This window comes from Pantoea sp. X-Soil-YNGN-775 (assembly GCF_059730575.1).
Window position 1 is genome coordinate 3,976,099 of the sequence record NZ_AP035945.1, and the last position, 19,077, is coordinate 3,995,175.

Genomic DNA, 19,077 nt, shown 5'->3' on the forward strand with positions numbered 1-19,077 from the left:
CTCAAATCCGGCGGCTGTTTTTACCGTTTCTCTGATAAATCAGCTTGTTAATTTTACTTCAGCTACACTTTCCTCAGCCAATTTGTGTGACGGGAGAGGGAATGAGCGAGCTGCAACGGGAAAAAATCGGACAAAATATTTTGATCAAACTGGCGATGCTGGTGATTATCCTCGCCGGCGTGCGCGCCGCGTCCGATATTCTGGTGCCACTGTTGCTGGCGGCCTTTTTTGCTATTGTGCTTAACCCGCTGGTCACCATGCTGATGCGGCGCGGTTTTCGCCGTGGGCTGGCGATTACGCTGGTTATCACGGTGATCTTCTTCGTCATCCTGCTGCTTGGCGCGGTACTGGCCAGCTCAATGAGTGAGTTCTCCGATCTCTATCCGCAGCTGCGCGCCACCATGGAGCAGAAAATGACGGTGCTGCAGCATCTGGCGGCCGGCTTTCACCTCAACATCTCGACCGATGTGTTAATTCAGCGCTTCGACCCGAACACCATGATGAACCTGGCAACGGTGGCGCTGAGCGGCTTTTCGGGCGCGATGACCAATACGGTGCTGCTGATCCTGACCGTGGTGTTTATGCTGTTTGAAGTGCATCACCTGCCCTACAAAATGCGTAACGCGCTGGTTAACCCCAAGATCCGTATCGCCGGACTGCACAAAGCGCTGAAAGGGGTAACGCACTATCTGGCGCTGAAGACGCTGGTGAGTGTGATAACCGGTCTGGCGGTGTGGCTCAGCCTCTATCTGCTGGATGTGAAATTTGCGCTGCTGTGGGGTGTGGTGGCGTTTATCCTCAACTTCATTCCCAATATCGGCCCGATCATTGCCGGCATTCCGCCCTTTCTACAGGCGTTATTACTCAACAGCCTGTTTGATGCGGCGATGGTAGCGGCGCTGTTTACCGCCATCCATATGGTGTTTGGCAATATGCTGGAGCCGCGCCTGATGGGCCGGGGACTGGGTTTATCCACCCTGGTGGTGTTTCTGTCGTTGGTGTTCTGGGGCTGGCTGCTCGGTCCGGTCGGTATGCTGCTGTCGGTGCCGCTCACCAGCATTACCAAAATCCTGATGGAGACCACGCCGGGCGGCAGCCGGCTGGCGATTATGCTGGGTACCGGACGACCGAAACGGGCGCGCGGCTTAACCAAGTAGCCGCTGCTGAACGTGGCGCAGATGATTCTCCATCGCCTGACGGGCCGCTATTTCGTCACCGGCCACAATAGCGTTAGCGATCTGCTGATGATCGGCGTTCATCTCAAGGGCAAAACTGTTATCGGCAAAATGGCGCTCCAGCCGCTGCACATGCGGGCTGTGGCGCTTGTTCCATAACTGTTCCAGCAGCTCACGCAGCAGGTCGTTGCCGCTCATCTCACCAATCAGCAGATGAAAGCGCTTATCCTGCTCCAGAAAGGCAGCATCATTTTCAGCATGCTGTTGCAGTTCCGCCGTCAGCACTAACAGGGCGGCGCGCTGCGCCGTAGTGCCGTTGCGCGCGGCAAATCCCGCCAGCATTCCTTCAAACGCTTCTCTGGCCTGCAACAGGTCCTGCAGGCTACAGGCTTCGCTCTCCTGCGGCGTGGCCGCCGCCTCAGGCAACGGCTGGGAGACATAGACGCCGGTGCCGGTGCGGATATCGACCCAGCCGGTCATCTCCAGCGCAATCAACGCTTCACGCACTGAAGAGCGGCTGACCCCCAGCTGCTTCGCCAGCTCACGCTCCGGCGGCAGCATCCCACCGGCGACAAACTCGCCGCGTTCAATGCCCGCCATAATGGCGTTGGCAATTTGACGATAGAGACGTTCGGTTTTTACCACTGGCAGCGCCATCACCCTCTCCTGTTATCTGGCTGAGCCGCGGGTGCAGTTTGTCATGCTGCGATCCGGATCACGGCCTCATTTTGCTGACTATCATACTCTTGGTCCAGCGGCCTGACCACTGGGCCACATCACAGTTGAGGAGTAAATATGGAACATACATGGCGATGGTACGGCCCGAACGATCCGGTCTCGCTGGATGATGCCCGTCAGGCTGGCGCAACCGGCATCGTAACCGCGCTGCACCATATTCCTAACGGCGAAATCTGGCCGGTCGAGGAGATTAAAGCCCGCCAGGCGCTGCTGGCGGAAAAGGAGCTGGTCTGGTCGGTGGTCGAGAGCATCCCGGTGCATGAATCGATCAAGACCCAGCGCGGCGACTACCTTCGCTATATTGCTAATTATCAGCAGTCGATACGCAACCTGGCCGCCTGTGGCATTGATACCGTCTGCTACAACTTCATGCCGGTACTGGACTGGACCCGCACCGATCTCGCCTGGACGCTGCCGGACGGGGCGAAAGCGCTGCGTTTTGACGCCGACGCCTTTGCCGCCTTTGAACTGCATCTGCTGCAACGGCCGGGTGCCGAACAGGATTACAGCGCCGCCGAGCAGCAGGCCGCCGCCCGGCTGTTCGCCGCCATGAGCGAAGAGGAAAAAAACACCCTGGTGCGCAATATTATTGCCGGTTTGCCGGGTGCCGAAGAGGGTTACACTCTGGAGCAGTTCCAGGCGCAGCTGTCGCAGTATGACGGCATAGATAAAGCCCGGTTACGCGAGCATATGGCTACCTTCCTGCGCGCCATTGTGCCGGTGGCGGAAGAGGTGGGTATCAAACTGGCGGTGCATCCGGACGATCCGCCGCGCCCGATTCTCGGCCTGCCGCGCATTATCTCGACTCAGGAAGATATGCAGTGGCTGAAACAGACGGTCGATAGTTTGCATAACGGCTTCTGCTTCTGTACCGGCTCGTATGGCGTTCGCGCCGACAATCCGCTGGTTGAGATGGCGGAAGCCTTTGCCGACCGGATCAATTTTGTGCACCTGCGGGCCACCAAACGTGAGGACAATCCCAACAGCTTCCACGAAGCCGCCCACCTTGCAGGCGACGTCGATATGGTTGGGGTAATCAAAGTGATTCTGGCTGAAGAGCAGCGTCGGCGGCAGGCAGGCAACCATCGGGCTATCCCGATGCGGCCCGATCACGGACATCAGATGCTGGACGATCTGCACAAACGCACCAACCCCGGCTACTCTGCCATTGGACGTCTTAAAGGACTGGCGGAATTACGTGGTGTCGAAGTGGCCCTGAAACAGATCTATTTTAACCACTGAGTTAACCCGACTGGCCCTGGGTTCGGCCTGCTGCCGGCCGGGGCCGGTGTCACCGTTGAGCGCCCCGTTCTGCCGCCATCTTGTCCTGCCCCGTCCTGCCTCAGCAACCGGCGTTGCCGCCCGGCGACCTGCCATTGTGGTCTGAATACGTTTAAAATCATGTCTGAATGCCAGCAAAAGCAAAACATTGTCAACTAATGCATTCTCTGGACGATAATTGACCTTAATCAGTTCTGTTGATGGCCAAAACGCTAACCTGCATCGCCCGGAGACATGCTATGCTGCGCCGATTGATTAGCACCTCCTCATAACGCCTATAACACTCAGAGGATTTTGCGGTGCCGATATTGCAACGAAAACGCGATTACGCCAGGCTGATTATTATCGTATCCGGCGTGTTGCCCTTAATACTTGGCATTTTTTTCACCGCCCTCGATGCACGTCATACGGTCCACCAGCAGCAGGTGAGCGCCGCCAATACGCTTTTATCTCAGGCCGAGAAAATGAGCGACAGCGCCTGGGATATGATCAGCTCACTACGCCAGTTCCAGAATCAGCCCTGCAGCCAGATTGAAGATACCCTGCAGCGACTCGGCACGCTCAACGCCTATTTCCGGGCCATTGGTAAACTGGAAAACGATCAGATTGCCTGCTCTTCCGCCTACGGGTTAAATTCTGGCTCGCTAGCAGAAATGATGATGCGCGATGTGCCGGTGACCGGCAAAGCCTGGTGGAGTTTGTCGATCGCCGGGACGTACGCGGTGCCGGATCGTCCGGCGGTGCTGTTCGTGCGTGAACTGCCGGGCGGAGAAGGTTTCTGGGCGGTGATTGATGGCCAGTATCTGATCGATTTTATGCGGGCGATTGGCAGCGCACGTGGCTATCAGCTGAGCATGCAGTTTAGCGGCGGCGCGCCGATCGCTTATGGCGCAGCGCAAACCACCGCGCAGGGCTGGTTTGAACCGCTGGTTTACCATGCCGCTTCCCGGCGTTATCCGCTGAGCGTCACGGTGATCGCGCCGCCAGGTGAACTGATAACGGCCTGGCGACAGGTGCTGTTTATCTTCCTGCCGATGGCGGCCATTTTTTCCATTCTGCTGATGATCCTGACCTCGAACTGGCTCCGACGCCGTATCTCCTGGCGTGATGAGATCCGTCGCGCCATCGCTGGCGGCCAGTTCAGGGCGCACTATCAGCCGGTTTATGACGATCGATTGCAACGCTGCAGTGGCGTGGAGGCGCTGTTGCGCTGGACCATGCCCGATGGTATTGGCGTGCGGCCGGACATTTTTATCGGTGCTGCCGAAGCCGAAGGGATGATTGTGCCGCTGACCCGTCATCTGCTCGATCTGATAGCGGAGGATGTGCAAGGCTGGCAGGTGCCTGCGCACTTCCATCTGGCGATTAACGTTGCCGCCGATCATCTGCAGCATCCTGAATTTGTCAGCGATATGCTGCATTTTGCCGAGCGGGTGAAAGAGAAGCAGTTTGTGATCACCCTTGAGCTGACGGAGCGCAGCCTGATTAAAGATGGCGAAGGCGTGGCGCGTAAGCTGGAACAGCTGCGGCAGACCGGCATGAAGGTGGCGATTGATGACTTCGGTACCGGCAATTGCTCACTGAGCTATCTGCAGACCTTCGCACTGGACTACCTGAAAATCGATCGCGGCTTTATTAACGCCATTGAATCGCTGGACGGTGAAACCCCGGTGCTGGACGCCATTATTAACCTCAGCCATAAACTGCAGCTGCAGGTGCTGGGCGAAGGGGTTGAGACCGCCCTGCAGTTCCGCTATCTGCAACAGCGTGGTGTGGTGTTTATTCAGGGTTACTACTATGCCCGCCCGATGGATAACGCTGCGCTGATCGCCTGGCTGGAGCAACACGGGCAGCGCCCGTTGCAGCATGACGCCGCTGTTTAACGGCCCGGTAGATTTCAGTTAACCGTCAGCGCGAAACATCGCCGTTCCAGACTGCCGTTTAGCCAGCCTGAATCCGCCCGCAGCAATCTCCACGCGGGCTGCTGTTGCAGGCCTTTTCACTACCGCTCGCCTGCTGCGGCAAATGTGTCTGAATATTTCAACGCCGTCGCCATCCCCCACTCACCCGCAGTAAATCGCCTGAAAACTAACCGAAGCGGCAGAAATGGCGGCAACTCTGCTGAAAAAAGCGTCATTCATCACGCAGAGTGATTATTTTTTTCAGGGTGATAAACAGGGTAAACTAGTGGCCCGACGGCTCACTTTTAGGCCAAACATGACAGATATAACCTAAAAACGGTATACTCTGCCGCTTAATGCAATAATCCCGGCACTAATTATTGCGTTGGCTGGCCGATAAAATGCACCTGTTTACGGCTATGCTTTAATTTCCTCAACGCCGCGGTCTGAACGATTCCGCTCGGTTCGCGCCGTTGAGGACTTTCATGTTCCATTACAGGGTAATTCTATGAAATTGCGTAGGAAGCGTGTAAAACCAATTGGCATCGATGATGTGACTATCATCGATGATGCCCGTTTACGTAAAGCCATCACTGCGGCCTCTCTGGGTAACGCGATGGAGTGGTTTGACTTCGGTGTGTATGGCTTTGTGGCTTACGCGCTGGGTAAAGTGTTTTTCCCGGACGTCTCGCCGGGCGTTCAGATGATTGCGGCGCTCGCCACCTTCTCTGTTCCCTTCCTGATTCGCCCGCTGGGTGGGCTGTTCTTCGGTATGCTGGGCGACAAATATGGTCGTCAGAAAATCCTCTCCATCACCATCATCATCATGTCGGTCAGTACCTTCTGTATCGGCCTGATACCCTCCTATGCCTCGATCGGCATCTGGGCACCGATTTTGCTGCTGTTAGCCAAAATGGCGCAGGGCTTCTCGGTCGGCGGTGAATATACCGGCGCCTCGATCTTCGTGGCTGAATATTCGCCTGACCGCAAACGCGGCTTTATGGGAAGCTGGCTCGACTTTGGTTCGATTGCCGGTTTCGTGCTCGGCGCGGGCCTGGTGGTGCTGATTTCCTCCATTATTGGTGAAGATAGCTTCCTTGAGTGGGGCTGGCGTCTGCCGTTCTTCGTGGCGCTGCCGCTGGGGATTATCGGTCTTTACCTGCGCCATGCGCTGGAAGAGACGCCGGCATTCCAGCAGCACGTGGACAAACTGGAACAGGGCGACCGCGAAGGCCTGCAGGATGGCCCGAAGGTCTCGTTTAAAGAGATTGCGACTAAACACTGGCGCAGCCTGCTCTCATGTATCGGTCTGGTGATCGCCACTAACGTCACCTACTACATGTTGCTGACGTACATGCCGAGCTACCTGTCACATAACCTGCACTACAGCGAAGATCATGGGGTGATGATTATCATCGCCATCATGATCGGTATGCTGTTTGTCCAGCCGATGATCGGCATGATGAGTGACCGTTTCGGCCGTCGTCCGTTTGTCATCATCGGCAGTATCGCCCTGATGATCTTCGCGATTCCAGCCTTTATGATGATCAACAGTGGCGTGCTGGGACTGATTTTTGCCGGTCTGCTGCTGCTGGCGGTGATCCTCAACGCCTTTACCGGTGTGATGGCCTCGTCGCTGCCGGCGATGTTCCCGACCCACATCCGCTACAGTGCGCTGGCCAGTGCGTTTAACATCTCGGTATTGATCGCCGGTCTGACCCCGACTCTGGCCGCCTGGCTGGTAGAAACCACCAGCAACCTCTACATGCCAGCCTACTATCTGATGGTGGTTGCGGTCATTGGCCTGATTACCGGTCTGTTCATGAAAGAGACCGCCAATAAACCGCTGAAAGGTGCAACGCCAGCCGCCTCTGACATGGAAGAAGCGCGCGAAATCCTGCAGGAGCATCACGATAACATCGAGCACAAAATCGAAGATATCGACGAAGAGATCGCCCGCCTCGAAGCGAAACGTAAAAACCTGGTGCAGCAGCACCCGGACATTAACGAGTAATCGTCTCCCTCTCCCGCCGCCCGGCGGGAGAGTTTTTTCCCGCGCCGTTACCGCACACAAACCTTCATACCTCCCCGCCAAAGGGAGTAAACTGTTGTCACTTTTTTCACCTGCGTAAGAATGAATATGCCTGATTATTCCCTTATCCAGCGCCCAAGAAGATTGCGCGCCAGCGCGTCAATGCGCGAAATGTTCCAGGAATCTTCCCTCAGCCTGAACGATCTGGCTCTGCCGATTTTCGTTGAAGAGGGTGTTGACGATTACAAAGCGATTCAGGCGATGCCTGGCGTGATGCGTATTCCGGAAAAACGTCTCGCCTATGAGATTGAACGCATCGCGAAAGCCGGTATCCGCTCGGTGATGACCTTTGGAATTTCACACCATACCGATGCCACCGGCAGCGATGCCTGGAATGAAAACGGCCTGGTGGCGCGGATGTCGCGCATCTGCAAAGAGACCGTGCCGGAAATGATCGTCATGTCCGATACCTGTTTCTGTGAATACACCAGTCACGGTCACTGCGGCGTGCTGTGCGATCACGGCGTGGATAACGACGCGACGCTGATCAACCTCGGCAAGCAGGCGGTAGTGGCGGCCGCGGCGGGCGCGGACTTCATCGCCCCTTCTGCAGCGATGGATGGCCAGGTGCAGGCGATTCGTCAGGCGCTGGACGCGGCGGGCTTTACCCAGACCGCCATCATGTCTTACTCGACTAAGTTCGCCTCGTCGTTTTACGGTCCGTTCCGTGAAGCAGCGGGCACCGCGCTGAAAGGCGATCGTAAGACCTACCAGATGAATCCGATGAATCGTCGTGAAGCGATCCGTGAATCACTGATTGATGCGGCGGAAGGCGCAGATTCGCTGATGGTGAAACCGGCAGGTGCCTATCTGGATATCCTGCGTGACATCCGCGAGCGCACTGAGCTGCCGCTGGCGGCCTATCAGGTGAGCGGTGAATACGCCATGATCAAATTTGCCGCGCAGGCCGGTGCAATTGATGAACGCAATGTGGTGCTGGAAAGCCTGGGTGCAATTAAACGTGCCGGTGCGGACCTGATTTTCAGTTATTTCGCGCTTGATCTCGCCGAACAAAAAGTGCTCTGATCCCCTCCTCAATAAGACAGTGAATTGAATCGCTTCGATCACTGTCTTTTTTCTTTGCCGTAAGGCACACACCAGAACCTGGCTTCACCAAAAAATAAAGGGCTCTGCGATGAAAGCACCCGAGATCGCTGCCGATGAGGCACAACGTTTATCGCAGTTGCGTGCGTTGAATATTATGAATACCCCTGCAGAAGAGCGTTTCGATCGTCTGACCCGTCTGGCGCGCCGCCTGTTTGACGTTCCGATTGCCTTAGTCAGCCTGCTGGAAGCCGATCACCAATGGTTTAAATCTTCCCAGGGTTTTGAGCCCGCCGGATCGCCCCGCAATATCTCATTTTGCGGCCATGCCATCCTGCAGGATGAGATCATGATCGTCGAAGATGCCGCCGCCGATGAACGCTTTTATGACAATCCGCTGGTGACCGGCGAGCCGCACATTCGCTTCTATGCCGGCTGCCCGCTGCGGGCACCGGGCGGCGCGAAAATGGGCACGCTGTGCATCATTGGCCGTGAGCCACGCCAGTTCGACGAGGAAGATCGGGCCACGCTACGCGACCTGGCGGCGATGGCCGAAGCGGAACTGGTGGCGTTTCAGGCCGCAACCTGCGATGAGCTGACGCAGATTACCAATCGCCGTGGCTTTATGACGCTGGGTGAGATGGTGCTGAACGAGTGCCGGATGAAGAACCGGCCTGCCTGTCTGACCTTTCTCGACCTGGATAAATTTAAGCAGATCAATGACTCACTCGGCCATCGCGAGGGCGACCGGGCGCTGATGGATTTTGCTGATGCGATGAAAGTGGTGTTTAAACATTCTGATCTGTTCGCCCGCTTAGGCGGCGATGAATTTGTGGTGCTGTTTAACGGCCTGCAACAGCAGCAGACGGAAGCGCTGCTGCAGCAGTTTGCCCGCTACTTAGCCCAGCAGTCGGTCAGCCTGAACCGCCGCTACCATCTGCACTTCTCCTATGGCGTGGTGGAGTTTGATGCGGCCCATCCGCGATCGCTGGAGCAGTTACTGCATGACAGCGATGAGCAAATGTACCGCAATAAAAAACAGAAGCGCGCGCTGCTGTAACGGCAGGCGCCCGTGCGCCTGACCGATTACGCCTGAGGGGGTTACTGTCGCGCCAGGTCGTCGAGCAGGGTCTGATTAAACTTCGCCGGCTCTTCCATCTGTGGCGCATGTCCCATTCCCGGGAATTCAATTAACCGCGCGTCCGGAATCCGCTTCGCCACCTCTTTACCCAGCACAGTGTAATCACCGAGCCGCGCTTTGACCGCTGCAGGCGCGATATCGCTGCCAATCGCGGTGGTGTCGGCGGTTCCGATCATCAGGGTGGTGGGCACCGTCAAATCGCTGAATTCATAGAACACCGGTTGGGTGAAAATCATGTCGTAGATCAGCGCTGAGTTCCATGCCACCTTCTGGTGTCCAGGCCCGCTGTTCAGGCCCGCCAGCATATCGACCCATTTGTCATACTCCGGTTTCCAGCGTCCGACATAGTAGGTCTGCTGCTCATATTTCTTAATTCCTTCGGCACTCAGCTTCAGTTCGCGCTGATACCACTGATCGACAGACCGCCACGGCGCGCCTTTGGCCTTCCAGTCTTCCAGCCCGATCGGGTTGACCAGCACCAGCTTCTGCGTCCCGGCCGGATACATCAGCGCATAGCGTGTTGCCAGCATCCCGCCGGTGGAGTGGCCGATGATCACTGCTTTTTCTACCCCCAGCTGCGCCAGTAGCTGATGAGTGTTCTCTGCCAGCTGCTGAAAACTGTACTGATAATGGGCCGGTTTGGTTGAACTGCAGAAACCGATCTGGTCGGGCGCTACCACGCGATAGCCTTGCTGACTGAGTGCGCGAATCGTCTCTTCCCAGGTCGCGCCGCAGAAATTTTTACCGTGCATCAGCACCACGGTTTGTCCGTTGGCTTTTTGCGCCGGTTTCACATCCATGTAGCCCATGCTCAGCGGTTGCTGCTGGGAGGAAAAATTGAAATGCTGCAGAGGGTAAGGATAATCAAATCCTTCCAGCTGCTCGCCGTAAACGCTGGCGGCGAGTGCCGGTGCCGTGCTGAGTAAAGCCAGCGAGGTGAGCAAGGCGGCAAGCGGTTTCTTCAACGCGTATGTCGGGCTCATCCAGAGTTCTCCAGTTAAAGGTAAGTTAAAAGTAAGGTTAACGGTGCGGCTTAAGCCTGGCATGAAGCACCGAAAAGTGTATTGATGGGCTGTGCGATGTCAGTGATTCGATTGCCGCTGATTAGCTTCGCTATCGGTAAAATTGCGCTAAGCGAAACCGTTTAATTAAAATTACGCTTTCCGCTTATTCACTCTACTAATTTCACCCACTTCATCAACATTATTATTACAAACAAACCACCCCCATTATCAAATGATTATTAAAACAGCGCTGGCGGAGATAACGATTCATTTCCTGATAAATCTTTACGTAACAAATGGGCAGAAAAAGATAAGTTATTTTAAACTGCGCCGACGATAACAAGGGGGATGTTATGAATGAGCGTAAATATAATGAAAGTGTGATCTTCTCTGTCACCGAGTGGATTGATAACAATCTCGATCAGCGGTTAAGCGTTGATGATATTGCGGAGAAGGCCGGGTATTCAAAATGGTATTTACAGAAATTATTTGCACGCTATCACAATGAAACACTGGCGCGTTATATTCGCAAGCGCAAGCTGGCTGCCTGTGTCAATGATTTGAAAAATAGCCGCACGCCAATTATTAGCCTGGCGCTAAAATACCATTTTGAAAGCCAGCAATCTTTCACCCGCTCATTTAAGCAGGTGATGGGCTGTACGCCGAGCGTCTGCCGTCGGCGTCATCTGGATGAGGCGGCGCGCCAGCAGTTATCTGAAGCCGCCAATCCCTGCGCGTTATGCCGCTATGCCCGGCCCGAAACCCGTGAAAAAAGCGGCTGCGGCATCACCCAGAACATTAGCCTGTCTGCTCATCACTATGGTGCGGCAGAGTCAGCCCGCAGCCTGTGATCAGATATCGTCCGGCTGATAATATTGCACACCAATCTGAATTCGCTCACGGCCCTGCGTGACGCGATGACGATTGGTGTCGCGCAGTGAATAAACGCAGCCGCAATATTCCTGCTGATAAAAACTTTCGCGCTTGCTGATTTCAATCATCCGCGCCGATCCGCCGCCCTTACGCCAGTTAAATTCCCAGTAAAGCAGGTCGGGATAGTGGGCCGCCGCACGCACACCGCAATCATTTATCTGCTGCATATTCTTCCAGCGTGAAATACCCAGCGAACTGGTGATCACCGGAAAACCATTTTCATGGGCATATAACGCAGTACGTTCGAAGCGCATATCAAAGCACATGGTACAGCGCTCGCCGCGCTCCGGTTCCCATTCCATGCCGCGCGCCCGTTTAAACCAGTCATCACGGTCATAATCAGCATCCACAAACGGCACGCCAAATTTTTCTGCAAAACGAATATTCTCCTCTTTGCGCAGCTCATATTCTTTAAGCGGATGAATATTTGGGTTGTAGAAATAGATAGTGTAGTCAATGCCGGATGCCAGCATCGCCTCCATTACTTCACCGGAACAGGGCGCACAGCAGGAGTGCAAAAGGACTTTTTTGTGGCCGCCAGGTAACGGCAGCGGCTGGCGCTGATAAGGCTGAGACATAAGCACCTTCAATCATTGGCTGAAAAAACGCAGTGTAATCGCGCACGCCACCGGTTGCAAAATTCCCCGGCAGGCGGCGCTTTTGAGTATTTGTGCGCTGTTATCAGTCGGCGCGTTGACCGCCATGCCGCGCGCCGCCGGGCTACTGGCGCGGTTCCGCTGTTTAATCAGGCTGCGAATGCGCAAACTGTGACCGGTAACACACTGCCATCGACTATGTTTACATAACATTAACAATATTGACAAAGTCTCAAGGCAAGGAGTGAAGCATGGCTGCAGCAAAGAGATCGGGGGAGGGGCAGAACCGCTTTACCTGGTTCGTCTGTTTTATGGCCGCGCTGTCCGGCCTGTTGTTTGGCCTGGATATCGGCGTGATTGCCGGCGCGCTGCCGTTTCTCGCCAAAGATTTGCAGATCACGAATCATCAGCAGGAGTGGGTGGTCAGCTCCATGATGTTTGGTGCTGCGCTGGGGGCGCTGGGTGCCGGCTGGATGTCATCAAAGCTGGGCCGCAAGAAAAGCATGCTGGCCGGAGCCACGCTGTTTGTGATCGGTTCACTGTGGTCGGCGTTTTCACCGGATGTCGAATCGCTGGTCTGCGCCCGGGTGATACTGGGCCTGGCGGTCGGCATCGCCTCTTACACCGCCCCGCTCTATCTGGCTGAAATTGCGCCTGAGCGTATTCGCGGATCAATGATTTCGATGTATCAGCTGATGCTGACCACCGGCATTGTGGTGGCGTACCTGTCCGATACCGCCTTCAGCTATAGCGGTAACTGGCGCGGGATGCTGGGCATTATCGCCATTCCGGCGGTGATTCTGTTTGTCGGCGTGCTGTTTCTGCCCAACAGCCCACGCTGGCTGGCCGCGCATGGCCGCTTTAATGAGGCACAGCGGGTGCTGGATCGGCTGCGCAACACCAGCGAACAGGCCCGCCAGGAGCTGGAAGAGATCCGTGAAAGCCTGCAGGTGAAGCAACGCGGCTGGTCACTGTTTCGCTCTAACAGCCACTTCCGCCGCGCCGTGTGGCTCGGCATGCTGTTGCAGATTATGCAGCAGTTCACCGGCATGAACGTGGTGATGTATTACGCGCCGAAAATCTTCAATATCGCCGGCTTCTCCAGCACCCGCGAGCAGATGTGGGGCACCGTTATCGTCGGACTGGTCAACATGCTGGCGACGCTGATTGCCATTTTCCTGGTTGACCGCTGGGGACGTAAACCGATGCTCACCACCAGTTTTCTGGTGATGGCGATCGGCATGGGCGTGCTCGGGACGTTACTGCATCTGGGCGTGGAGACTGACTTCCGCAAATATTTCGCCATTGCCATGCTGCTGATGTTTATCGTCGGTTTCGCGATGGCTGCCGGTCCGGTAATCTGGCTGCTGTGCTCAGAGATCCAGCCGCTGAAAGGGCGTGATTTCGGCATTACCGCCTCGACCACCACCAACTGGGTCGGTAACATGATTGTCGGTGCCACTTTCCTGACCATGCTCGATCAGCTGGGCAACGCCAATACCTTTTGGTTCTACGGCGCGCTCAATCTGCTGTTTATCGTGCTGACCATGCTGCTGGTGCCAGAGACAAAGCACGTCACGCTGGAGCATATCGAACGCAACCTGATGAAGGGCAAAGCCTTGCGTGATATCGGGGCGTAACCGCCCCGCCGGTGATTACCATTGCAGCGTTTTACCGGTGTAATCAATGTAGTGATGACCGCCACGGCCCTGCCAGGCGGTCAGCTGCCGGACAATACCGTCCGCACTCTCTTCAGCGGTTAACGGCGCAGCATCGCCTCCCATATCGGTTTTTACCCAGCCCGGATGCAGCGTCACCAGCGTGCCGGCCTGGGCTTCAACCTCCTCAGCCAGCGACCGGCTCAGCATATTCAGCGCCGCTTTACTGGCGGAATAGAGCGGCATGTCGGCGCGCGGATTTTCGCTCAGGCTGGCCAGCTGTGATGAGGTGATCGCCAGCACGCCCTTCTGCTTGCTGAGCAGCGGCAGCAAAATTTCGGCACTGCGTACCGGTGCCACCGCATTGGTCAGGAACAGCTGAGCCAGCTCCTGCGCCTCACTCTGCGCCAGCGTCTGGTGCGCCGGACCATAGATGCCGGCATTAATCAGAATCGCATCAAACGTCTGTCCGGCGAGCTGGTCTGCCAGTTGCTGCACCGCCGACGATTCGGTCATATCCAGCGCATGCCAGGTGACGCCCGGCTGTTCGCCCTGTGCCGGAATGCCGCTGCGATGCGTGGCGATAACCGGCCAGCCCTGGGCGGCAAATGCCTGCACCACCGCCAGACCAATACCGCGTGATGCGCCGATCACTAATGCTTTACCTTGCTGAGCCATATTGATTCCTCATTGATGATGTCATCTATCAGCTTAATGGCAAATCTGTCCTGCCAGCAGCCGCAGGTGCTATTTCGTCCGGCGACCGCACAGCCGGTAAAATGCGCCCGCCGGGCAGCTAAGCCAGCGGGGGCCGTTTCTCTTGATGGTTTTCCATCAATATTTCGCTTTATCTTTTACTTTTAACCGGTTAGAAGATATCGATTGCGTGGCAGGCTGTGCGATGTTCGCCCGCTTCTTTCACGTGGAGTCTGAATGAAAAAGCTCACCTTAGACACGGTAGCAAAAATGGCCGGGGTCGGTATCGCGACGGTTGATCGGGTGCTGAATGAACGTGGCGGCGTGTCGCTGGACACCACCCGCAAAGTGCTGAAAGCAGCGCGCGAAGTCGGCCTGAAGCGCCTGTTACCGGAGGAGTATCAGCATCCGTGGCAAATAGAAGTGTTCCTCAGCAACAACGGTTCTTCGTTTTTCCAGCAGCTGACCGCCCACTTCAGCGACGTCGCCAGCCAGCTCGGCTATCGCCGTCTTAAGCTGCACAAAACCCTGGTAACCGAAGCGCAGCCCGAAAAGCTGGCGCAGAGCATTATTGCCCGCAGCGCCAATCGCGACGGCATCATTGTTTTCGCCCACGATTCGCCGCCGATCTATCGCGCACTGGCGCTGTGTCGCAGCCGTAACGTGCCGGTGATCACCATCGTGACCGATCTGCCCGCCGCCGATCGCCTGTGCCATGTCGGTATCGACCAGTATCAGGCGGGACGGACAGCCGGGTTGCTGATGAGTAAAACCGCTCATCAGCCCGGCGATATCGTGATGGTCAGCGGCCGTTTCGATTACCAGGCACACCGGCAGCGCATCGCCGGTTTCCGTGAAGTGATGAGCCAGCGCGCGCCGCAGCGGCACCTGCGTGAAGTGCTGCTGGGTCAGGACGACCGCGGCACCATCCGCAGCCTGCTGGCGCGTAATCTGACCCAGTCGCAGGCGATTGCGGGCGTCTACAACACCGGCATGGGCAATACCGACGTCAGTGAAACGCTGCGCGCCCATCAGCTGCTGGGCCGCTGTACCTACATTACCCACGAGCTTTATTCGGTGACCCGTCAGCTGCTGCTGAATGATGAAGTGGCGTTTACCCTCGATCAGCACGCCCGGCAGCATGCCCGGTTATCGATTGACCTGCTGCTGCGGCATCTGGAAACCGGTTATCAGCCGGATGTCTATCAGCAGGGTAAAGTCGCGTTCCGGCTGTTTACGGCGGAGAATATGGTGTAGCCCCTCACGCAGTAAGGGGCCAGCACAAAGGTTACTGCGGTGGCTCCCGGCTCTCATCATCCGGACTCTTATCGTTATCGCTGCCCTGGCTCTTCTCGACTTCCTGGGGATGGCCCATCGATAGCGCAGTGGCGCTGGCCGGGTCAAACAGTGACAGGCTTTCAATCTGATCGACCATAATTACTTTACGAAATGACATCGCGTCTTTCGGCGTAGAGTCCAGCGTAATGTCATGCTCGGCATACCACTTGCTGTAGTTATGCTCTACCGCCAGCTTCAGCGTTTTGCTGTCGCGATAGCCGCTGAGCATCGGGATCAGAACGATATTTTTGGTGCTTTCATACTCAAAGGTTGAGGCGTGCACCATTCCGATGTAAATGCGGCGGGACTTGAGCGTAATCCACGCCAGTTCACCCTCTTCCATACATTGAAACAGCAGCTGCTCAACGCCATTCGAGCGCGACAGTTGCTGATAGAGATCTTTACGCCCGGAGACGTTAAGTCGTGCGCTGCCCGCCCAGTTCGAACGATACAGGCAGAGCAGAATGGCAAACGCCAGCATGATCACAATCGGTGCCTGGATGCCGAGGAAGCTCCAGTTCATGAACTCCATCTGCCATTTGAGATGGACGCCGGGGATCATCTGTACCGCATTGGCGATAGCAGAGACGGCAAGCAGCAGTAGCCAGACAATACCGGTGGCAAACACCCCCTGCAGAACGAAAATACAGCCATACAGGGCAACCAGGAAATAGACGTCCCAGCCCGACGAGCGGCGAATTTTAAACCGGCTATTCAAATCGCGGCTGGTGTACCAGTAACCACTGACCATTAACACCATGAATATTGCGGTACCCACCTCAGACTCCCTTTAACGTATTCACATGGCGGGCAAAATCTTCGTGTACTTCTTCGCTGAGCGTGTTGACCGAGATATTGCCGTTCTCATCAATTATGATGCGCTCGCCTTCGGCGATGGAGTCGTTGATGTCCTGGCGGGTCATGATCTGCAGAAATTTATCGGGACTGGCAAACAGCGATTTAACGAAATTGAACATGGCGATCCACTTATCTGGTTAAAAGAGAAAGTATGTGACCGAAACGACACTCTCGCCTGGTTAATTTCAGGTGAAATTTCTTAAAATCAATTAATTAGCGAAGCGGCTATCGTTCATCTCCGGCCGCATTTTGCCGAAATAGCCAGCATAACCAGTAGATTGGCAGCGTCGCCTGCCCTTTTCCGCTTCGCAGTCTGTGACCGGGCTTCATCCCTTCTTCGCCGGTTAACGCTAAGCTCAATTTTTGTCAGCTTACTGTCACCCCTGTATTGAGGAAGATTCAGATGAAACAACGCACGTTAGGTCGTACCGGTCAGCGCGTCTCGGAGATTGGCTTTGGCGCATGGGCGATTGGCGGGACCTGGGGAGAAGTCAGTCAGCAGGATGCCGAGGCCGCGCTGCACGCGGCGCTGGATGCTGGCATCACCTTTATTGATACTGCCGATGTGTATGGTGACGGCCGCTCTGAAAAGATTATCGCCGGGGTGCTGAATCAGCGGGGTGGTGAACGTCCGTTTGTGGCGACCAAGCTGGGCCGGCGTCTCTCGCCGCACGTTGCTGACGGTTATAACGCCAGCAACCTCAACGCGTTTGTTGACCGCTCGCGTGAGAACCTGCAAACCGACACGCTGGATTTAGTGCAGCTTCACTGCCCGCCAACCGAGGTCTATTACAATCCGGAGGTGTTTGCAGTGATGGATGAGATGGTTGCCGCCGGGAAAATTCGTCATTACGGCGTGTCGGTAGAAAAAGTCGAAGAGGGACTGAAGGCGCTGGAATTTCCCAACGTCTCATCCATTCAGCTGATCTACAACATCTTCCGCCAGCGTCCGGCGGAACTGCTGCTGCGAGAGGCGAAACGGCGTAATGTCGGGATTATCGCCCGCGTCCCGCTGGCATCCGGCTTGCTGACCGGAAAAATGGGCCCGGACAGCCAGTTTGCTGCCGACGACCACCGCGCTTTCAACCGCAATGGCGAAGCCTTCGATAAAGGCGAAACCTTTTCCGGCGTACCGTATGAGGTGGCGCTGGAGGCGGTAGAGGAGATTCGTCGTTACGTGCCGGGCGACATCAGCATGGCGATGCTGGCGCTGCGCTGGATCCTGATGAACGACGATGTCAGCGTGGTGATCCCCGGCGCGAAAAATCGCCAGCAGGCGGCAGACAATGCCCGCGCCAGCAGCGTTGACGCGCTGTCTGACCAGACTATGGCGGCGCTGCAGCAGATTTATCAGGCGAAGATTGCGCCTTACGTGCATCAGCGCTGGTAGTCGTACGATTTACAACGCCTGGGCGCACGCCCAGGCGGAACTCCACGCCCACTGGAAGTTATATCCCCCCAGCCAGCCGGTCACATCCACCACTTCACCAATGAAATAGAGGCCCGGCACCGTCCGCGCTTCCATGGTTTTCGAAGAGAGCTGGCTGGTATCCACCCCGCCCAGCGTCACTTCGGCAGTGCGATAGCCTTCGGTTCCGTTCGGCTGAATACGCCAGGCGTGCAGCGTCTGCACCAACTCTGCCTGCTGCTTGCTGTTGAGCTGCTTCAGAGTGATATCCGGCACCACCTTCAGCGTTTGCAGCACTTCCACCAGCCGTTTCGGCAGAATTTTTGCCAGGCTGTTCTTCAGGCTAAGGTTCGGATGCGCCTCACGCTGAACGGTCAGAAAGGCATCAAGCGGCGTGGCAGGCGACAGATCGATGGTGACGAACTCACCCGGCAGCCAGTAGCTGGAGATCTGCAACACCGCCGGGCCAGAGAGCCCACGGTGGGTAAACAGCATCGCCTCTTTAAAGCGGGTGCCGTCCTGCGCGTCGATGGTGGTTTCCAGTGCTACGCCGGACAGCGTCTGCAGCTGTTCCAGCAGCGGCTTATGCAGGGTAAACGGCACCAGCGCAGCGCGCGTCGGGAAAACAGTCAGACCAAACTGTTCAGCAATTTTATAGCCAAACGGCGACGCGCCCAGGCCGGGCATCGACAGGCCGCCGCTGGCAATCACCAGTTTTTCCGCCTGCACCGTGCTGCCGTTCAGTTGCAGGGTGTAGCCGCTGTCGTCACGCGTCACGTTCAGTACTTCACTGCGTAACCGCAGCGTCACCTGGCCCTTTTCACACTCGGCCAGCAGCAGATCGACAATCTGCTGGGCGGAATCGTCACAAAACAGCTGGCCGAGGGTTTTCTCATGCCAGGCGATCTGGTGACGATTAACCAGATCGATAAAGTCCCACTGGGTATAACGCGCCAGCGCCGACTTACAGAAATGGGGGTTATGTGACAGATAGGCTGCCGGTTCGGTGTACAGATTGGTGAAGTTGCAGCGCCCGCCGCCTGACATCAGGATCTTACGTCCCGGCTTTTTGCCGTTATCCAGCAGCAATACGCGACGCCCGCGCTGTCCGGCCTGGGCGGCACAGAACAGCCCTGCGGCCCCGGCACCAATGATGATAACGTCAAACTGTTCCACGGCGGTTTACTCACTTAATCGGAAAGGCGCAGATTGTA

General features: G+C 56.3%; 17 protein-coding genes. 10 read left to right on the plus strand and 7 right to left on the minus strand.

Annotation, left to right across the window (positions count from 1 at the left end; all coding sequences use genetic code 11):
• Nucleotides 1-101: 101 nt before the first annotated feature.
• Nucleotides 102-1,157: an AI-2E family transporter gene (locus tag AC6I8I_RS18720; RefSeq protein ID WP_312054248.1), complete on the plus strand. Its 1,056-nt coding sequence runs from the start codon at nt 102-104 to the stop codon at nt 1,155-1,157.
• Here AC6I8I_RS18720 and AC6I8I_RS18725 read toward each other — a convergent pair.
• On the minus strand, nt 1,146-1,832 hold the full coding sequence (locus tag AC6I8I_RS18725; protein WP_312054246.1) for a FadR/GntR family transcriptional regulator: 687 nt from the start codon (nt 1,830-1,832) through the stop codon (nt 1,146-1,148). The two genes, AC6I8I_RS18720 and AC6I8I_RS18725, sit on opposite strands and share 12 nt — an antisense overlap.
• A gap of 138 nt (nt 1,833-1,970) precedes the next feature.
• Between AC6I8I_RS18725 and uxuA the strand changes: the two genes are divergently transcribed.
• The 5 genes from uxuA to AC6I8I_RS18750 all read left to right on the plus strand — a co-directional run bounded on the left by uxuA (nt 1,971) and on the right by AC6I8I_RS18750 (nt 9,291).
• Nucleotides 1,971-3,155: a mannonate dehydratase gene (uxuA, locus tag AC6I8I_RS18730; RefSeq protein WP_312054245.1), complete on the plus strand. Its 1,185-nt coding sequence runs from the start codon at nt 1,971-1,973 to the stop codon at nt 3,153-3,155.
• Between the two features lie 338 nt (nt 3,156-3,493).
• Nucleotides 3,494-5,077: an EAL domain-containing protein gene (locus AC6I8I_RS18735; RefSeq protein ID WP_497828181.1), complete on the plus strand. Its 1,584-nt coding sequence runs from the start codon at nt 3,494-3,496 to the stop codon at nt 5,075-5,077.
• Between the two features lie 526 nt (nt 5,078-5,603).
• Entirely contained in the window at nt 5,604-7,109 is a 1,506-nt protein-coding gene (gene proP / locus AC6I8I_RS18740) for a glycine betaine/L-proline transporter ProP (RefSeq protein ID WP_031375258.1), read from the plus strand.
• 126 nt (nt 7,110-7,235) lie between these two features.
• Nucleotides 7,236-8,213 (plus strand): porphobilinogen synthase, encoded by a 978-nt coding sequence (gene hemB / locus AC6I8I_RS18745; RefSeq protein ID WP_312054243.1) that lies wholly within the window; start codon nt 7,236-7,238, stop codon nt 8,211-8,213.
• A 109-nt stretch (nt 8,214-8,322) separates the two neighbouring features.
• On the plus strand, nt 8,323-9,291 hold the full coding sequence (locus AC6I8I_RS18750) for a GGDEF domain-containing protein (RefSeq protein WP_312054241.1): 969 nt from the start codon (nt 8,323-8,325) through the stop codon (nt 9,289-9,291).
• 41 nt (nt 9,292-9,332) lie between these two features.
• On the opposite strand, the gene AC6I8I_RS18755 is transcribed toward AC6I8I_RS18750, so the two are convergent.
• Nucleotides 9,333-10,355 carry an alpha/beta fold hydrolase gene (locus AC6I8I_RS18755; RefSeq protein ID WP_312054240.1) on the minus strand — a complete coding sequence of 341 codons (1,023 nt, stop codon included), beginning with the start codon at nt 10,353-10,355 and terminating at the stop codon, nt 9,333-9,335.
• A 374-nt stretch (nt 10,356-10,729) separates the two neighbouring features.
• Between AC6I8I_RS18755 and AC6I8I_RS18760 the strand changes: the two genes are divergently transcribed.
• Nucleotides 10,730-11,227, plus strand: coding sequence for a helix-turn-helix domain-containing protein (locus AC6I8I_RS18760; protein WP_312054239.1), 498 nt, complete (start codon nt 10,730-10,732; stop codon nt 11,225-11,227).
• Here the strand turns inward: AC6I8I_RS18760 and AC6I8I_RS18765 are convergent, their stop codons facing one another.
• Complete coding sequence (locus tag AC6I8I_RS18765; protein ID WP_031375263.1) at nt 11,228-11,887, minus strand: epoxyqueuosine reductase QueH; 660 nt, start codon at nt 11,885-11,887, stop codon at nt 11,228-11,230.
• Nucleotides 11,888-12,156: 269 nt separating this feature from the next.
• On the opposite strand from AC6I8I_RS18765, the gene AC6I8I_RS18770 reads away from it, so the two are divergent.
• Nucleotides 12,157-13,545, plus strand: coding sequence for a sugar porter family MFS transporter (locus tag AC6I8I_RS18770; protein WP_312054237.1), 1,389 nt, complete (start codon nt 12,157-12,159; stop codon nt 13,543-13,545).
• A gap of 15 nt (nt 13,546-13,560) precedes the next feature.
• Here the strand turns inward: AC6I8I_RS18770 and AC6I8I_RS18775 are convergent, their stop codons facing one another.
• A complete protein-coding gene (locus tag AC6I8I_RS18775; RefSeq protein ID WP_497828182.1) occupies nt 13,561-14,241 on the minus strand; it encodes an SDR family oxidoreductase in 681 nt (226 codons plus the stop codon).
• A gap of 255 nt (nt 14,242-14,496) precedes the next feature.
• Between AC6I8I_RS18775 and AC6I8I_RS18780 the strand changes: the two genes are divergently transcribed.
• The gene (locus AC6I8I_RS18780) at nt 14,497-15,516 is read left to right on the plus strand and encodes a LacI family DNA-binding transcriptional regulator (RefSeq protein WP_312054233.1); all 1,020 of its coding nucleotides are present in this window, start codon (nt 14,497-14,499) and stop codon (nt 15,514-15,516) included.
• Between the two features lie 31 nt (nt 15,517-15,547).
• On the opposite strand, the gene AC6I8I_RS18785 is transcribed toward AC6I8I_RS18780, so the two are convergent.
• Nucleotides 15,548-16,375, minus strand: coding sequence for a hypothetical protein (locus AC6I8I_RS18785; protein WP_312054231.1), 828 nt, complete (start codon nt 16,373-16,375; stop codon nt 15,548-15,550).
• Nucleotide 16,376: 1 nt separating this feature from the next.
• Nucleotides 16,377-16,574, minus strand: coding sequence for a hypothetical protein (locus tag AC6I8I_RS18790; protein ID WP_312054229.1), 198 nt, complete (start codon nt 16,572-16,574; stop codon nt 16,377-16,379).
• A 284-nt stretch (nt 16,575-16,858) separates the two neighbouring features.
• Between AC6I8I_RS18790 and AC6I8I_RS18795 the strand changes: the two genes are divergently transcribed.
• Nucleotides 16,859-17,845 carry an aldo/keto reductase gene (locus AC6I8I_RS18795; protein WP_312054228.1) on the plus strand — a complete coding sequence of 329 codons (987 nt, stop codon included), beginning with the start codon at nt 16,859-16,861 and terminating at the stop codon, nt 17,843-17,845.
• 9 nt (nt 17,846-17,854) lie between these two features.
• Here AC6I8I_RS18795 and AC6I8I_RS18800 read toward each other — a convergent pair whose 3' ends face one another.
• Complete coding sequence (locus tag AC6I8I_RS18800; protein WP_312054226.1) at nt 17,855-19,039, minus strand: BaiN/RdsA family NAD(P)/FAD-dependent oxidoreductase; 1,185 nt, start codon at nt 19,037-19,039, stop codon at nt 17,855-17,857.
• Nucleotides 19,040-19,077: the final 38 nt, after the last annotated feature.

What these genes read in the sequence shown, in the direction of transcription:
- AC6I8I_RS18720 (WP_312054248.1), top strand. Translation starts at nt 102, where the DNA reads ATGAGCGAGCTGCAACGGGAAAAAATCGGACAAAATATTTTGATCAAA.
- AC6I8I_RS18725 (WP_312054246.1), bottom strand. Translation starts at nt 1,832, where the DNA reads ATGGCGCTGCCAGTGGTAAAAACCGAACGTCTCTATCGTCAAATTGCC.
- uxuA (WP_312054245.1), top strand. Translation starts at nt 1,971, where the DNA reads ATGGAACATACATGGCGATGGTACGGCCCGAACGATCCGGTCTCGCTG.
- proP (WP_031375258.1), top strand. Translation starts at nt 5,604, where the DNA reads ATGAAATTGCGTAGGAAGCGTGTAAAACCAATTGGCATCGATGATGTG.
- hemB (WP_312054243.1), top strand. Translation starts at nt 7,236, where the DNA reads ATGCCTGATTATTCCCTTATCCAGCGCCCAAGAAGATTGCGCGCCAGC.
- AC6I8I_RS18750 (WP_312054241.1), top strand. Translation starts at nt 8,323, where the DNA reads ATGAAAGCACCCGAGATCGCTGCCGATGAGGCACAACGTTTATCGCAG.
- AC6I8I_RS18755 (WP_312054240.1), bottom strand. Translation starts at nt 10,355, where the DNA reads ATGAGCCCGACATACGCGTTGAAGAAACCGCTTGCCGCCTTGCTCACC.
- AC6I8I_RS18760 (WP_312054239.1), top strand. Translation starts at nt 10,730, where the DNA reads ATGAATGAGCGTAAATATAATGAAAGTGTGATCTTCTCTGTCACCGAG.
- AC6I8I_RS18765 (WP_031375263.1), bottom strand. Translation starts at nt 11,887, where the DNA reads ATGTCTCAGCCTTATCAGCGCCAGCCGCTGCCGTTACCTGGCGGCCAC.
- AC6I8I_RS18770 (WP_312054237.1), top strand. Translation starts at nt 12,157, where the DNA reads ATGGCTGCAGCAAAGAGATCGGGGGAGGGGCAGAACCGCTTTACCTGG.
- AC6I8I_RS18775 (WP_497828182.1), bottom strand. Translation starts at nt 14,241, where the DNA reads ATGGCTCAGCAAGGTAAAGCATTAGTGATCGGCGCATCACGCGGTATT.
- AC6I8I_RS18780 (WP_312054233.1), top strand. Translation starts at nt 14,497, where the DNA reads ATGAAAAAGCTCACCTTAGACACGGTAGCAAAAATGGCCGGGGTCGGT.
- AC6I8I_RS18790 (WP_312054229.1), bottom strand. Translation starts at nt 16,574, where the DNA reads ATGTTCAATTTCGTTAAATCGCTGTTTGCCAGTCCCGATAAATTTCTG.
- AC6I8I_RS18795 (WP_312054228.1), top strand. Translation starts at nt 16,859, where the DNA reads ATGAAACAACGCACGTTAGGTCGTACCGGTCAGCGCGTCTCGGAGATT.